At 58.7% G+C, this 15,120-nt stretch carries 13 protein-coding genes; 3 read left to right on the forward strand and 10 right to left on the reverse strand.

Going from position 1 to position 15,120, the window contains the following annotated elements; translation table 11 throughout:
• Positions 1 to 69 precede the first annotated feature (69 nt).
• The 3 genes from FY034_RS03715 (at position 70) to FY034_RS03725 (ending at position 1,718) form a co-directional block, all read left to right on the forward strand.
• Positions 70 to 420, forward strand: coding sequence for a hypothetical protein (locus FY034_RS03715; protein WP_265553847.1), 351 nt, complete (start codon positions 70 to 72; stop codon positions 418 to 420).
• Positions 421 to 446: 26 nt separating this feature from the next.
• Positions 447 to 1,226: a TIGR04282 family arsenosugar biosynthesis glycosyltransferase gene (locus tag FY034_RS03720; RefSeq protein ID WP_265553848.1), complete on the forward strand. Its 780-nt coding sequence runs from the start codon at positions 447 to 449 to the stop codon at positions 1,224 to 1,226.
• A 198-nt stretch (positions 1,227 to 1,424) separates the two neighbouring features.
• A complete protein-coding gene (locus FY034_RS03725; RefSeq protein ID WP_265553849.1) occupies positions 1,425 to 1,718 on the forward strand; it encodes a hypothetical protein in 294 nt (97 codons plus the stop codon).
• Between the two features lie 65 nt (positions 1,719 to 1,783).
• Here FY034_RS03725 and FY034_RS03730 read toward each other — a convergent pair whose 3' ends face one another.
• The 10 genes from FY034_RS03730 to FY034_RS03775 all read right to left on the reverse strand — a co-directional run bounded on the left by FY034_RS03730 (position 1,784) and on the right by FY034_RS03775 (position 14,561).
• Entirely contained in the window at positions 1,784 to 2,281 is a 498-nt protein-coding gene (locus FY034_RS03730) for a MogA/MoaB family molybdenum cofactor biosynthesis protein (protein WP_265553851.1), read from the reverse strand.
• The gene (moaC, locus tag FY034_RS03735; RefSeq protein ID WP_265553853.1) at positions 2,278 to 2,760 is read right to left on the reverse strand and encodes a cyclic pyranopterin monophosphate synthase MoaC; all 483 of its coding nucleotides are present in this window, start codon (positions 2,758 to 2,760) and stop codon (positions 2,278 to 2,280) included. The genes FY034_RS03730 and moaC overlap by 4 nt, the downstream gene beginning before the upstream one ends.
• Positions 2,761 to 2,795: 35 nt before the next feature.
• Positions 2,796 to 3,428, reverse strand: a complete 633-nt coding sequence (locus FY034_RS03740) for a LysE family translocator (RefSeq protein ID WP_265553854.1) — start codon at positions 3,426 to 3,428, stop codon at positions 2,796 to 2,798.
• Between the two features lie 208 nt (positions 3,429 to 3,636).
• Positions 3,637 to 5,835 carry a molybdopterin-containing oxidoreductase family protein gene (locus FY034_RS03745; RefSeq protein ID WP_265553856.1) on the reverse strand — a complete coding sequence of 733 codons (2,199 nt, stop codon included), beginning with the start codon at positions 5,833 to 5,835 and terminating at the stop codon, positions 3,637 to 3,639.
• Between the two features lie 13 nt (positions 5,836 to 5,848).
• The gene (locus tag FY034_RS03750; protein ID WP_265553858.1) at positions 5,849 to 7,159 is read right to left on the reverse strand and encodes a radical SAM protein; all 1,311 of its coding nucleotides are present in this window, start codon (positions 7,157 to 7,159) and stop codon (positions 5,849 to 5,851) included.
• Between the two features lie 60 nt (positions 7,160 to 7,219).
• Complete coding sequence (locus FY034_RS03755) at positions 7,220 to 9,343, reverse strand: methyl-accepting chemotaxis protein (protein WP_265553860.1); 2,124 nt, start codon at positions 9,341 to 9,343, stop codon at positions 7,220 to 7,222.
• 124 nt (positions 9,344 to 9,467) lie between these two features.
• On the reverse strand, positions 9,468 to 10,412 hold the full coding sequence (gene nrfD / locus FY034_RS03760; RefSeq protein ID WP_265553862.1) for an NrfD/PsrC family molybdoenzyme membrane anchor subunit: 945 nt from the start codon (positions 10,410 to 10,412) through the stop codon (positions 9,468 to 9,470).
• On the reverse strand, positions 10,409 to 10,975 hold the full coding sequence (locus FY034_RS03765) for a 4Fe-4S dicluster domain-containing protein (protein WP_265553863.1): 567 nt from the start codon (positions 10,973 to 10,975) through the stop codon (positions 10,409 to 10,411). The genes nrfD and FY034_RS03765 overlap by 4 nt, the downstream gene beginning before the upstream one ends.
• Before the next feature lies 1 nt (position 10,976).
• Positions 10,977 to 13,214 carry a molybdopterin-containing oxidoreductase family protein gene (locus FY034_RS03770; protein WP_265553864.1) on the reverse strand — a complete coding sequence of 746 codons (2,238 nt, stop codon included), beginning with the start codon at positions 13,212 to 13,214 and terminating at the stop codon, positions 10,977 to 10,979.
• Positions 13,215 to 13,337: 123 nt separating this feature from the next.
• Positions 13,338 to 14,561, reverse strand: a complete 1,224-nt coding sequence (locus FY034_RS03775; RefSeq protein WP_265553865.1) for an OFA family MFS transporter — start codon at positions 14,559 to 14,561, stop codon at positions 13,338 to 13,340.
• Between the last annotated feature and the right edge of the window lie 559 nt (positions 14,562 to 15,120).

Genomic DNA, 15,120 nt, shown 5'->3' on the forward strand with positions numbered 1-15,120 from the left:
CCTTCAGCTGCAGGACGGCCCACGGGGACGTGGAGCGCGTGACCAATTACCGAGGGGAAAGGAACCATCATGTTCAAAAGCAAATTTGAGGATAACGAGTTGACCATCCTCATAGAGGAGCCGGTTCAAAAGGAGCTCATGTTTCGTGGGATCAATCCGGTTGAAGTCTGTCGCCTGATCGAGAGTTTCTCCTCCAAGATCATGGCGTCCAAAAAGGACGAGCAGATTCAGATCACCAATGAGGATACCAAGGCCAGCCTGGCGCTGGATGTCAAATGGGAGACGGAAAACAAGGTGTCGGTGCAGGTCTCGATTGTCAATCTGGACGACCTGACCCTTCAGGAAAAGCCTAAATCCAAGGTGGATCTGGCTGATTTCCCGGCCGAGCCGCTTTCGTTTGATGCCCCGGCAGAGCAGTAGGCCGGATTGCACGGGAGGCCATCTGCGTGCGTAATGCCGTTGTCATCTTTACCAAGGTTCCCTGCGCAGGAACGGCCAAAACGCGGCTGACCACCGAGCGGGGCGGTATCCTGAGCCAGGAGGAGGCAAAGGAGTTTTATCAGGCCTGCCTGCTGGATGTGCTTGAAAGCTGCCTGAAGGCCGACTGCTGCGACCTGTATATCTGTTATGACGCTGCAGGTGATGGCGCTTACCTGGAACAGCTGGTGGAAACCGTTGCACCGGCAGGGCGGGTCAGGGAGTTCTTTTGTGACCAAGGCGAAAGCTTTGACAAAGGGATGCAGTATGCCGTGGATTGCATCCTGAAAAACGGTTCGCCGGAACGGCTGGCCGATGCCGTGGTGATCCTGGGCGGTGATATGCCGACGCTGCAGCCGCAGACGCTGCGGACTGCCTTCCAGCGGCTGGAACAGCTGGCACAGCAGGACTCGGCGCTGGTGATCTCGGCTGATCAGGAGTGCGGCTTCAATATCATCGGCTACACCCACGGCACCCCCTTCAGGTTTGACGAGGTCTTTTACAACCGGCTCGGTGTCACGGCGCTGGATATGATCGCCATCAGGTCCGTGGAACAGGAGATCCCGGTCGCCCTGCTGGAGACCGTGCCGGATGTCGATCTGGTTCCGGACTTTGCCCACCTGCTGACCCTGCTGAAGACGATGCAACTGGCACACAGGCATGACAGCAGCATGCAGTTGCCCCACAGGACCATCAACGTCCTGGCGGAACTGGGCTATGAGGCAGCAGCCTTTCCGGCCGCCGGTTAATCCAAAAACGGTAATGGGCCACAGAGGGCACAGAGAAACATAGAGAACTGCAAAGAAATCGGTTTTTAGCGTCTGCTCCGCGGAGGAATCAACCCGATGGTCGTATTTTCAGTTTTCCTCTGAGACCTCTGTGATCTCTGTGGCAACTGTTTTTGATAGGTTACTACGCTTACACACAACGAAAGGAAGGGAACAGCGATGAAAAAGACAAAATACGAATTCGGGGATCTGCGGGTTATCTTCGGTGAAGGGGTTAAAGAAGATCTTATGGCGCGGGGCAAGGAGATCTTTATTGATGAGATCCACCGGCTGGTTGAGAGTTTCGGCAACAAACTGCTGATGACCAAGGCAGCCGGTCCGATCGATTTTACCAACAAGACCTCGGGGATCAGCATCCTGCTGGATATGCAGTGGGAATCCGATGATTCAGCGGTGGTGTATGTGCAGCAGGTGAATCTGGATAATCCGCAGCCGGCCACGGTTGTCGAGTAGCACAGGGTATTCTTTGTTGGACAGGCCGACCACAGGTAGTGGCCGGCCTGTCCGGTAGTTAGCTATTATAAGGTAAACCGTTCGCCGCAGTCGCTGCTGTCTCCACGGATCTTTTCCACGGCATGTCCAATCACCTGCCAGACTGCCTCCAGGTTTTCCACCGCCCCTTTCGGGCTGCCGGGCAGGTTGATGATCAGGCTCTGGGCCCTGATACCTGCCACCGCCCGTGAGAGGGCTGCCATCTGTGTCTTCTCCAGGCTTCGCAGCCGCATCAGTTCACCCATACCCGGTATCAGGCGGGTAACCACCTGAATGGTGGCCTCAGGTGTCACGTCCCGGGGGGAAACCCCGGTTCCGCCGGTGGTGAGGATCAGGTCGGCGGTATCGCTATCGGCCCAGGCGGTCAGCTTGGCAATGATCTGCTGATATTCATCCGCGATCACCTCGGCGGCAACGGTGGTTACCCCCCGCTCAGCCAGCCAGGCGCTTAATGCCGGTCCGCTGGCATCGACCCGCTCACCCCGTGACCCCTTGTCGCTCAAGGTCAGAATGGCCGTCCTCATGCTGCCTCCTCCCGGCGATACAGGCCGCTTTTACCACCTTCTTTATAGAGCAACCGGATGTTTGCAATGCTGATGGATTTGTCGGTCCCTTTGCACATGTCGTAGATGGTCAGGGCGGCAACCGCCGCGCCGGTCATCGCCTCCATCTCAACCCCGGTACGTTCAAAGGCCCGTACGGTGCAGCGTGCCTGAATCCTGCAGGTTGCCGGGTCCTGATCAAACTCGATGGAGACCGAGTGCAGGGAGAGCGGATGGGAAAGCGGAATCAGGTCGTCGGTCTTCTTGGCGGCCATGATGCCGGCCAGACGCGCCACCCCCAGGACATCCCCCTTGGATACGCTCTTCTGGGCAATGGCGGCCAGCAGTTCTGCAGACATGATCACATCGGCAGCTGCCGTGGCGGTCCGCATGGTCTCCTGCTTGCTGCTGACATCCACCATGACCGCATGGCCCTGTTCATCAAAGTGGTTGAAGTTCATCTGTATGACTCCTTCTGTTTCAGTTTTTTGATTCGTCAGCGTTGGGCTGTCACCAGTTTTACCGCCAGGGCGGCAAAGATCGTCCCTGCAATACGGTTCAGCAGTTTCTGGGCCCCGGCCGACTGGCGGAAGCGGTCCCCCAGGGCCCCGGCCAGCAGGCTGACGCTGCTGAAGACCAGGATGGTTGCCACAATGAACAGCCCGCCCAGCAACAGAAGCTGCAGTGACAGGGGCCCCTTGGCCGGGTCGGCAAACTGGGGCAGAAATGCCAGAAAAAAGATCGAGACCTTGGGGTTGGTGATGTTCATGATGATACCGCGGCGGTAAAGCGTTCCCAGGCTCAGGCGGTCGACTCTGGCGGCGGCACCCTGCTGGGTCCCGGCCCGGAACGACTGCCAGGCCAGCCAGGCCAGATAGGCGGCCCCCACAACCTTGAGCAGGGTAAATGCCAGTGCTGACTGGGCGTAAACCGCTGCCAGCCCGAAGGTGACGGCGGCGGTATGCACCAGCAGGCCGGTGCAGAGCCCCAGGGTCACCAGCAGCCCCGCTTTTTTGCCCTGCTGGGCGGCCTGGGCCAGCACAAACAGGATGTCCGGCCCCGGCGCCAGGCCCAGCAGGACCGAGGTGGTAAAGAACAGGATCAGTTGTTGCGGTTCGATCATCATCATGCTCCGGTCGTTGGCAGGGATGTGGAAAACTATTCTGGAGACCGCCTACGGCGTTGCGCGGTGCTCACTCCCTTGCCTCACAGACTGTTATGTCTTGGTTGCTGCGTTCCGTGCGCCTTGTGTCCGGCCTTCTTCATGACGTTTCTCAAAGCCCTGCTGATTCGTCACCAGATGCATAGCATATCATGAAATCAGAAGGCCAGACTGTTTACGGCTGCTGGAAAAGATTTCCGTCAGCTGCCTGCAGGCAACAGGGGATGCCGTTGTAGGTGGCGGTGCCGATCAACGGATCTGCGGTTGCATAATCGGCACTGGTCAGCAGGTTGGCGTTGGCCAGCCACAGCCCGCCCAGTTCAGGCTCGGCGGCCTTCTTCTCGGGGTACCACCAGCCATACTCGACACTGACCACGTCATCGCACATCTCTGAGATCTTGAGCACAAAGCATGCGGTTCCCTTTTCGGTGGTAACCCGGACGGTTGTGCCTTCTGTCAGGCCGAGTTTTTGGGCGGTTGCCCGGCTCACCTCGGCCCAGGGTTCGGGATGCAGCTTGCGCAACCCCTCAAGCTGATGAAAGCTGGAGGCGTAGTAAGGGTGATATCTGGCCCCGGTGATCAGGGAAAGCGGATACTGCTCGTTAACAGCCGCTACCGGTTTGGGGACCGGCAACGGTTCTGCCCCGAGTCCGGCAAGCAGTTCGCTGTACAGTTCAATCTTGCCGGTTGTGGTGGCAAATCCGACGGCCTTGCCGGTGGCCGGATCGATTCTTTCGTGTTTTTCATACTCTTCCGGCAGCGTGTACAGGCCATGACGGCTGAAGGTCTCCCAGTCAACCCCGGTTGGGGCAAGGGTGGCCTCAAGGCTGTCCTCGAAACTCTGCCAGGGCCAGTCTTCCTGCTGACCCAGCCGGCAGCCCAGTCCCTGCCAGAAGTCAAAGTCGGGCCGTCGTTCGTAGTATGGCTCCACCGCCTTGGCGCCGCCGTAGGCCAGGTTGGCGGTGCCGGCCTTGGTCTCGAACAGGGCCCGCTCCAGCACACCGGCACTGGGCAGCAGGTAGTCGGCCAGCATGGCTGTCGGGGTCTGGAACAGTTCCAGCACCACCAGCAGGTCCAGGCTCTTGAGTGCCTGGTAGACCAGGCTGGTATCCGCCTGGGTCAAGAGCGGGTTGGTGGCCATGACAATCATGGAGCGGATCGGGTAGGGGCGGCCGGTCAGCATCGCCTGCCAGACCAGGTTGGGTTGCGTCGAGGTCAGGTAGCGCATCGGCAACCGTTTGCCCTGTTTGCTGGTCAGCTTTCTGAGCTGCTCGTAGCCGTGATAGCTCTGCAGCTTCAGCTGGCCGAGCTGCTTGCTGCGCTGCTGTTCCGGAAACCGGTCGCTCAGCTCCAGCTCAAGCTCTGGTATGAAGTCAGGCATCCCGGTGATGCAGGAGGCCCCTTTGCGGTCAATATTGCCGGTGATGGCCCGCAGAATATCAAGGGAGTGATGAAGCGGCACGCTGTTCCGGCCGATCTGGTCGATGCCCCGTCCGGTAAACAGCGCAGAGGGACGCTGCAGGGCGTACAGGCGGGCTACCTCCAGTATCTGCTCCGCTGGTATGCCGGTAACCTCTGCAACGTAGCCGGGAGTGTAGTGTTGCAGGTGTCCGGCCAGCCTGGTAAAGCCGTGGCACCAGGCCTCCACAAAGGGGGCGTCGTACCAGCGGTTCTGGATGATGGCCTGGACGAGTCCCAGGGCGAGTACCGCATCGGTGCCGGGCCGGACCGGGAGCCAGTGGGTTGCCAGCTCGGCCGTCCTGGTGCGGCGGGGATCGACCACGATCAGCGGTTTGCCGGTCTGGCTGTACTGCTGAATCCTGTGCCAGAGCAGCGAGTTGTCGGATTCGGCGTGGTTTGCCCCCCACAACATCAGGCAGCCGGTCAGGTCAGGTTCCAGCTCGTTATCGAGGGGCCAGCCGTAGCTGATCGCATGTAGCAGGGTGCCGGGGTTCCAGCAGATCTGGCCGATCCCGACATTGTTGGGGCTGCCGAAGAGCGTCATGAAGCGGTGCAGGGGCCAGTAGACGGCATGGGGGCCGCCGATGCAGGTGGCCAGGGTTTCCGGCCCGAACTGTTCCTTCAGTCCGGCCAGCTTTTCCGCAATCTCGTCCAGGGCCTGGTCCCAGCTGATCCGCTGCCACTGGCCGCTGCCCCGTTCACCAACCCGTTTCAGGGGGACGTTGACGCGGGCAGGGTGGTCCAGAAACTGAGGTGCCATCCGCCAGCGATGGCAGCCGTGCTGAATACGTTCATCACCCGGATACTGGGTCGGGTCCGGGGCAACCCCGGTCACTTTGCCGTTTTCCACGGTGGCGGTCAGGCCGCATTGATAGCCGCAAAAGCGGCAGTTTGTCTTTACTGTCTGTGGCATGGTCATAATCAGATTACCGGGTCTTTCGTTTCGTGCCGTCGAGCGATGTCAATTGATAGGAACAGAACGGGACGATGCAGCCATCAGCCCGCGATACCGTCATGCTGCACTCCTTCAGCCGTTCAAGATCCATGCTGAAGGCGTCCATGTAGTTCATCACCACCACCGACAGGCCGGACTGGCTGCCGGGAAACAGCCTTTCCGCCAGATCGGGAAAGACCGAGCCCTGCGGGCTGGACGGGTCAAATTCGCGGTGATAGTCATCCGGGGTGATCCGGCGGGTCAGGGGGACCAGCGTGCCCCGATCCTCAATGATATAGGTGGCTGAACTGCAGAGCGGGTGTGAGCAGCCCAGGGGCCAGAGGTCGTACGGTTCAAGCAGGCCGTTGCTCTGTCCGGCCAGCATGAAGGCCACATCCCCCATGGTCAGACGCCGGTCAGGGGAGATGTCGAAGCGGCCCGAGCCAAAGGCCGGCTGAAAGGCAACGCCGGCAACAACATCCCGGTTGTCCAGGGCAAAACGCAGCACGTCACCCATCTCAAGCTCATTCACCCCGCTGATCACGGTCATGGCCAGCACCATCTGGATACCGGCGGCACGGCAGTTCTGCACGGCACGCAGCTTGGTCTCAAGCAGGTCGGCCCCCCGGATGGTCCGGTAGACCTGTTTGGTCATACCGTCAAACTGCATGTAGACACCGCTGACCCCTGCCGAGGCCAGTTTCTTGGCATAGTCTGGGCGACGGGCCAGCACGACCCCATTGGTGTTGACCTCTATGGCGGAAAATCCGATCCGGCGCCCCAGTTTGACAATCTCAGGCAGGTCGGCACGCATGGTCGGTTCACCACCGGTCAGCTGAATAGCGGTATCCGGCCCGGTCCGGTCAAGAATCGAGCGGTAGATCGAGGCCAGAGCGTCAAGGTCCGGTCCCGGCGCTGCCTTGGCCTGGATCTCTTCTGCCGACATGAAACAGACCGGGCAACGCAGATTGCATTTTTCCGTCAGCTCGATCTCAACCAGTGTCGGGCGGCGCTGGTGGGCCGAACACAAGCCGCAGTCGTCGGGGCAGCCACCCAGGGAGGCAATCGGGTGCTCGGGACGCACGAGCGGCATCCTGAAACTGCTGGCCCAGCGGTAGTGGTCGCTGTCGGGCCAGACGTAGGTCTTGTAGGGGCCGTGCTCCGGGCATTCCTTGAACATGTAGACTTCCCTGCCCTCGGTGATGATCCGGGCCGGGATGACCTCCAGGCAGACCGGACAGACCGATGAGGTGCTGCGGATCAGGTTGCTGTTGGCTGCTGGTTTTGAAGCTGGTTCTGACATACGGTTTCTCCGGCGGTTTCTGCTGCAAAAAGGGTCTGGTGTGCTGTTTCCATCATGGGTTTAACCACAGGGCGAGTAGCCGATCCGGACGGCGCCCCAATGCCTTCCCCGGATGAACACCGGGCAGGCAAGATCAATAATCACCTCGCCGGAAACCCGCATGAAGGTCTGCAGCAGGAACGGGTTGGTGTTCTTGCAGGCCCGCACACTGGTTCTGTCGGTAAAGATCAGTTTGGTGCGGTTCTGCACCTGATCGATCTCCTTGTTGCCGGTGAGCGGTTTGCTGAATTTCTTCAGGTGACAGGGCAGGTAGCCGTGGTCATCAAAGACGGTGGAGGTGGCAAGGTCCGGATTGGCGGCAATGACCTCCTCCTGGATCGGCGAGATGATTTTCTCGAAGAGTGCGTCATACGCCGTGGTGTATTTAGGAGGATCGGTCTTTGGCATCGGCTGGTAATTTCTCGAAAAGAGCTGTTCCTGTGATATCTCGCCACGGGCCATTGCCTGTTCAAGCGCCTCGACGACGCGATCACGGAACGCCAGGGCAACGGCCCTTTTTTGATCGTGGTAGGTGCCGACACTGAAGCTGCCCACCGACGAGAATATCAGCTCGGCCACCTCGGAAAGTCCCAGCAGGGTCTTTTCGGTTGCCAGCATTTCATGATTCACATCCTGCGCCATACCGGAGATATGCTGGATCTTGTCGGTGATTTCAGAGGTGACGACACTCTGTTCCTCTGTGGCCGTTGCAATCTGGTTGATCATGTCCGTTGATTCACCGGCCAGTTGCAGGATCTGTATCAGCCCCTCCCGGGCAGCCTGGGCCGTGGCAACACCATCTTCAACACGGAGATACTCATCATGCATCGCCTGAACCGCCTGCCGGCTTTCCTGGCGGATGGCACTGATGATGCCGCTGATCTCACGGGTTGAGGCCGCGGTCTTTGAGGACAGGTTCTTGACCTCGTCGGCGACAACGGCAAAACCTCTACCCTGCTCGCCGGCCCGGGCCGCCTCAATGGCGGCATTCAGCGCCAGCAGGTTGGTCTGGTCCGCGATATCCTCGATCAGACCGGCAATCTCGCCGATCTTCTCCGATGAGCGGGTCAGGCGCTCGACGGTCTCCCGGGTCACTTCAACGCTTTGTTTGATATCCTCCATGCAGTCGCAGGCCTTTTCCACCGCCTGCATGCCGCTGTTGGCCGAGCTGTTGACCGATGAGGCGACATCGGCTGCGCTGTGGGTGTTGTTTGCCACCCCGTTCAAGGTGGATGCCATCTCCTCGGCCGCCACCGCCACCGCCACCGCCTCGGTCTTCTGCTGCTCTGCCGTCTGCACCGTCTCTCGGGTAGTCTTGGACATTTCACAGACCTTGATGGCGACCTGCTCACCCTGCTGATACAGGGTGCTCACCATCTCCCGCAGCCAGGCCACCAGGGTGTTGATCCCCTCCGTCAGTCTGGCGATGTCGTCTTTACCGCTTACGGCAAAATTACGGGTCAGGTCACCACCGCCATGGGTCAGCGCATGCAGGCCTTCGGTAATGGCATGTAACCGGCGGGTCAGCAGCCGGGTAATCAGCAGTTGTGCGCCAACCGCCGCAACCAGACCGACCAGCAGGCAGACCACAACAATCCGGATGACCATGGTTACCCGGCTGGACATGCCGGTGCGGCTTGTTGCCAGCTTTTCGCGCTGCTGTTGTTCGATCTGCAGTAACAGCTCCTTGACCTGGCGCCACTGGGGGGTCTCGCGAGTCAGCAGGGTGGTCTTGGCTGTGGCAAGATCCCCAGTCCCGGCCAGGGCAGTGATCTGCTCCTTGAGGGCGGTATTGTCCTTCCATGCTGTTGTCAGCTTGTGCAGGGTGGCATTCTGGCTGCTTACGGCGGCAAAACGGCCCTGTAGCTGTTCAAGTGTCCGGTTTGCCGCTGCCAGGGCGGTGCGATAGTTCTCCTTGGCCTTGGTGTCGTCGGGGTTCAGCAGGATATTGCGTGTGGCCTGACCTGACTGGAGCGCAGCTCCATGCATATCCTTGATCAGCAGCAGGGTCTCCAGCTCCACGGCCAGGGACTGTTCAGCAACGGATCTGATCGAGAAGAGGCCGAAGACACTGACAACCAATGCGGCAATGAAGATGGCCGATACCGATGTTCCAATCAACATTAAGCGGGTAGCGATACTCATGGGATTTCCGATCCTGTCAAAACAGATTCGACGGTTCCGTTGCCGGAGCCGTCGAATCGTTGCTGTACAAAGAACTCATGAAATGTCCGCCCGGAGGCGTGCTACGCTGCTGCGAAGCATTGAACTACCTGCTCCAGGCCTTCAGGAACGCCTCATTGCCGGTGGGCAGCCGCTTACGGTACTTCTGCTCACCCGGCAGCCAGGTACGTTCTTCGCCGGCATAAACCACCAGGCAGCGCATCACCACACCACCCACCAGTACCAGCAGTGCGCCGATACCCTGGCAGAGTGTGGACGGGATCATGACCAGCACCAGCGGTGCCAGGGTTCCCACAAAGATGAATGCGGCCTTGAAACTGTCGGCATACTGGCCGTTGATCCACTTGAGGGCACTGGCCGCTTCAGCAGCGGTGGTGCCGGTACGCTTGATCCAGATATAGCCGAGCCATCCGACCAGCTGGAAGAACAGCAGGCCACCCACAAAGGTGGGCAGATTGTGCCAGACCCCCGGAACCGAGCCCGGGGGATAGATCAGTGCACTGACAAAATGGGCAGAGGCACCGGTCACAATCGAGGAGAGCATAAACAGGGTCATGATTCCCGGGCCGACCCAGAAGGGACGGCCTTTGTGGCGACCCAGCAGCACCCCCGGATAGGTGGCGACCACCAGGCCGGTGATGACGCAGACAACGGCCAGCAGCTTGCGGAGCATGTCCCAGTCCTGCCAGATCAGCTTGTCCTGCTTGAACCAGGCAGGATCAAGATCAAACGAGGCGTAGACCAGTCCGGCAACGATTGCCACCGACATCAGCCAGGCACCGGCCGTCAGGATCGCCTTGGGGTTCATGAAGACCCGCCAGGCCTGAAACGGTCTGCCCAGTTCCAGGATCAGAAAACCGCAACCGATGCACATGAACAGCGGCCCCATCACGTTACCCAGCAGGGAAAGACGGCCTGAACCGGCAAACAGCTCCAGCAAACCGGTAATCAGCACCATGCCGCCACCCATACCGGCAAAAAAGAAATCAACGGCTAGCATCCAGCCCCAACCTTCATGTTTGGTACTCATGGATTCCTTACCTCCAATCCATAGATATAGAAGACATACGGGTCTGTCCCCAGCTCACCCAGCAGGCGGCAGGCGTTTTCCCCGTTTACGAGTTTGTGAACATCACTGGTCTCATCATCAAGATCCCCGAAGATACGGGCCTTCTGGTGACAGGTGTTGACACAGTGCGGCTTGAGGCCGATATCAACCCGGTCTTTACAGAAGTCGCATTTCTGGACCGCGCCGGTTGCATGGTTCTTGTAGCGGGCGCCATAGGGGCAGGCCATGACACAGGCCAGACAGCCGACACATTTGCTGTCTTCCACAAAGACAATCCCGTCCTTTTCCCGGCGCTGGGAGGCACAGGTGGGGCAGCCGTCTACGCAGGGCGGATTGTCGCAATGCATACACAGCAGCGGGATATGAACCATCTGTACATCCGGGTAGACGCCGGTAGGACCGACCGTGGTCACCGGATTGTAGATCATCTCAACCGGCAGTTCGTTGTGCACCTTGCAGGCAACCGTACAGGAATGGCAGCCGATGCATTTTCGTGTATCTATAACCATCGCGTAACGAGCCATCTTATTTGACCTCCCTATCTGAAGCATTTACTTTATAAACGCGGCAGAGCAGACCACGGTTAGCCCAGGAACCGCTATAGGGGTCGCAGTGGTCATCAGCAGTGGTCGTCAGTACGTTGGTGTTTGATTCCAGACAGCCGCCCAGCTCCGGCGCCGCCATGCTGCGTTCCGGATACCACCAGCCACGCTGGGTGTAAATGACACGGGGATGGATCCCCTGGGTCAGGTTTGCCTTCTGCTTGATGCGTCCCCGCTTGGTCTCGATCCAGACCCAGTCGCCATCTTCAATGGACAGCTCTGCGGCGGTTGCCGGGTTGATATCCATGTACGGCTCATGGCGCAGGAAGCGTACTTCCTTGATCTGGAAATGCTCGGAGTGGTGGTAGGGCATGAACCCGCCGCCGGTGGTCAGCACCAGCGGAAACTCCTTGGCCAGTTCCGGATCGTCGATCTCGTTCTCGGTGGGCCCGATATAGGGGGGCAGCGGAGGATAGCCGAGATCCTTGAGTACCGTTGAGTACAGCTCCACCTTGCCGGACGGGGTTGCAAAGCCCTGGCGCTGGTACTTGAAGTACTCACGCTCGGGGAAGTGGAAACGGTAGCGCTCGACGAATTCATCGTAGCTTTCGATGTCGTAGCCAAGGGGAGCAATCTTGGCATAATAGGCATCCTCAACCGTTGCCCAGGGCCACATCTCCTGCTGACCCATGGCACAACCCAGGTCACGCCAGAAGTTGTAGTCGTTGCGACGTTCGTACATCGGTTGAATCGCCCGTTGTGATGCCAGCAGGAAGTCGGAACAGCCATAGCTGCTGGTGATGGTCGGCCTTTCAAGGGCACCGGCAATCGGAATCACGTAATCGGACAGGGCTGCGGTCGGTGTCATCCAGTAATCGCAGGTGACCATGAAGTCGACCGCCTTCAGCGCATCAAGCACCAGGCTGGTTTCACCATAGGAGTTGATCGGGTTGGTGGCCGAGACCAGCAGCGCCTTGACCTGATACGGTTTGCCACTCAGGATCGACCTGAATACTGATGGCGGGTGAGCCTCGCACATCCACTCGGCGGTGGGGGCCTTGCCCCAGACCTTTTTGGTTTCTTCAGCAATGCGGCTGTAGCCCGGCCAGGTCACCAGTTTGAAGCGATCAGAGCCGATCTGCTTTGATTTTTGCTCTTCCGGCAGCTGATCGTTGGCCTCCATCTCTTCATCGGTCAGGAAGTCGGGGCTCGGGCCGGTCAACAGGTCGGAGCCCGGTGCATCAAGGTTACCGGTCAGGGCCCGCAGAATCGCACGGGCATGCATGGTAGAGCCGGCCGGTTTCCCGATCTGGTCCACCGAGGTACCCCACTGGATGTTGCCCGGTTTGTTCATGGCATACATGTAGGCGCCTGCACGGATCTGTTCCGGGGTCAGCCAGGTCAGTTCCGCTGCCCATTCCGGCGTGAAGTTTTCAACATGGTCGGCCAGTTCGCCGAAACCTTCGCAGCAGTTTGCAACAAACTCCTGGTCGTACAGACCTTCAAAGATGATGACATGGATCCAGGCCAGAGCCAGAGCCAGGTCGGAGCCGGGCCGCAGCGGCAGCCAGAGATCGGCCTTGGCAGCGGTTTCGCTGAAACGTGGGTCAATCACGATCAGTTTCATCCCTTTTTCCTGCAGCTCCCGGATGTGGTGCATCTCCGGCATACCGGCGGCACCGGGGTTTTGGCCCCACAGGATCAGACAGCGGCTGCTGCCCATGTCCAGTTCAAACGGACACCAGCCGTAGATGGCTGTTTCCACCATAAAGGTGGGGATCCAGCAGAGGTGGGAGTTGTGGAAACCGTTGGGGCTGCCGAACAGGTTCATGAAACGTCTTCTGGACCAGTCGTCGGTACGCTGGGTGCCGCCGGCGGTTGCCACCGCCTCCGCACCGAACTCGCTGCGGATCTGGAGCAGTTTTGCGCCGATCTCCTCCATGGCCTGTGCCCAGGGGATCTGTTCCCATTTCCCTTCCCCACGCTTGCCAACCCGCTTCAAGGGGTAGTTAATCCGCGCCGGATGATCAAGGTGCTGCAGGGCGATGTTGCCCCGGCAGCACAAACCACCCTGGTTTGTGGGGAACTCCGGATCTCCTTCGATCTTGAGCACCTTGCCGTCTTTTACATAGGCCAGCACACCACAGTTCTGGTGGCAAAAATAGCAAGCTGACTTCTTTACCTCAACGCCAGCTTGCGTTATGTCAATGTTCTTACTCATAATATAAACCTCACTGGCTTCACCGGAACAGATCGTTTGCGTCTGTCGTGCTTCACGTTCCAGACATGCATCAGTTCACACAGCTTTAGTGCCTATTGATTTGATTGCGTCGTTTTGTGCCCGTTATTTCTTTGATTTGACATCCATGGTTCTGAAGATGTAGGCGAACACAAAGCCCACCACGTTGATGCCGAGTGCGATCCAGAACGCCTGCTCATAGTTGCCGGTGGCAACCCGCACCTTGGCGGCGGTCAGCGGTCCGAAGATCGCGGCAAGGCTGAAGCCGATAAAGGTGATGCCGTAGTTGACGCCGAAGTTCTTCAGGCCATAGCGGTCGCTGATAATGGTCGGCATGGTTCCCATGAATCCGCCAAACACCGCGCCACAACCGATACCCGAGGCGACAAAGCCTGCCACGCTGGTGGTAAACGCCAGGTTAAGCATGGACAGGGCCGATACGATGTACATGATCATGATGGTGTTGGAACGTCCGATCCGGTCGGACAGGGCGCCAAAGCCGACACGGCCCAGGGCGTTGGCCAGGGTGATGATACTGACGAAGAAGGCTGCGTTCATGGGGGTCAGCTTGAACATGATCTGGCCGATGGGGGAGGCGTGGGCCAGAACCATCAGGCCGGACATGGCACCACAGAACAGCATGATCATGACCACCCACCAGATTCCTTCACTGATCATCTGGGTCCACTTGCAGTCATTGCCGGCCGGCTGCGCTGCCGTGGCTGCCGCAACCGGAGGTGTCCAGCCTGCCGGCTTGTAGCCTGCCGGGGCCTTTTTGATGAACATGATGCAGATGGCGATAATGATAAAGAAGGCGGTACCAAGGATCTGGAAGGTATTGAGCACGCCGTAGTTGATGATCAGGGCGCTGGCGATCGGTGCCACCAGCATGGCGCCGCAACCGTAGCCGGCTGCGCAGAGACCGGCAGCCAGTCCCCGCTTGTCAGGGAAGAACTTGACCGTGTTGCCGATGTTACCGGCATAGATCACACCACCGCCGATACCGGCCAGTGCACTGTAGGTCAGGTAAAGCATGCCGACCTGTGAAACGTAACCGGAGAGAAACAGGCCGATGGTAAACATCAGGCCGCCGACGATAATGGTTGTTTTTGAACCCAGTTTGTCCTGCAGGTAGCCACCGCCGATCATGGCCACCGGGCTTAAACCGTGGTTGATCGTAAAGACCAGCGCCAGCGCCGGTGGAGCCCAGCCGAACAATTTGCCCAGCGGCATGGCGAAGACGCTCCATGCGTACAGTGTACCGATACAGATGTTGATGATTATTGCCGAGATCAGTATAAGCCATCGATTGTAGTGTTCTTCTGACATAAGTGTACCCCTTTGCACCTTGTGGTCCCATATGGGTGATAGTTAGTCTTTTTATGCAGATTGCGTCTCTTTTCGCGATACCGTGCAGGTAAGCTGTTACTCAGATGCTGCCTCGTGCCTCAACCTCCAGAAGTTTGCAACCACCGGCTCAACAGAACAGGGGCCTTCATTCTCTGCGTTGGTATTTTATCATGGTGTTGCCTCTCCTTTCGTTGAGGTATGCAATCCTGCCGGTAACCCTCAAGGGTGACATCGCTCCAATCCGATTTTCCCTGCAACGTACCTGGGCCGCTTGATGTCTGGTCCGACAGCGTGAGGCCGGTCAGGCCGGTAGCGGCACTGTAGCGGGAACGGCTTGGCCGGAATTTTCCTGCCATTCGCCTTGATTGCAACTTTAGCAACGAGTGTGCCACTCTTGTCTTGTTGTGTAACTGCCTGGTATTAAATGGTAAAATTTGATTTACGGGCGGTCTTGCTTCCAGCTTTGATAAGCTGAATATCAAATTGGGAACAATCCGTTTTGGGCACTGACGCCGGCTGATGGTCCAGCGAAATAAAA

The sequence above is a fragment of the Trichlorobacter lovleyi genome, assembly GCF_015239775.1.
In the GTDB taxonomy this organism is placed as follows: Bacteria; Desulfobacterota; Desulfuromonadia; order Geobacterales; family Pseudopelobacteraceae; genus Trichlorobacter; species Trichlorobacter lovleyi_B.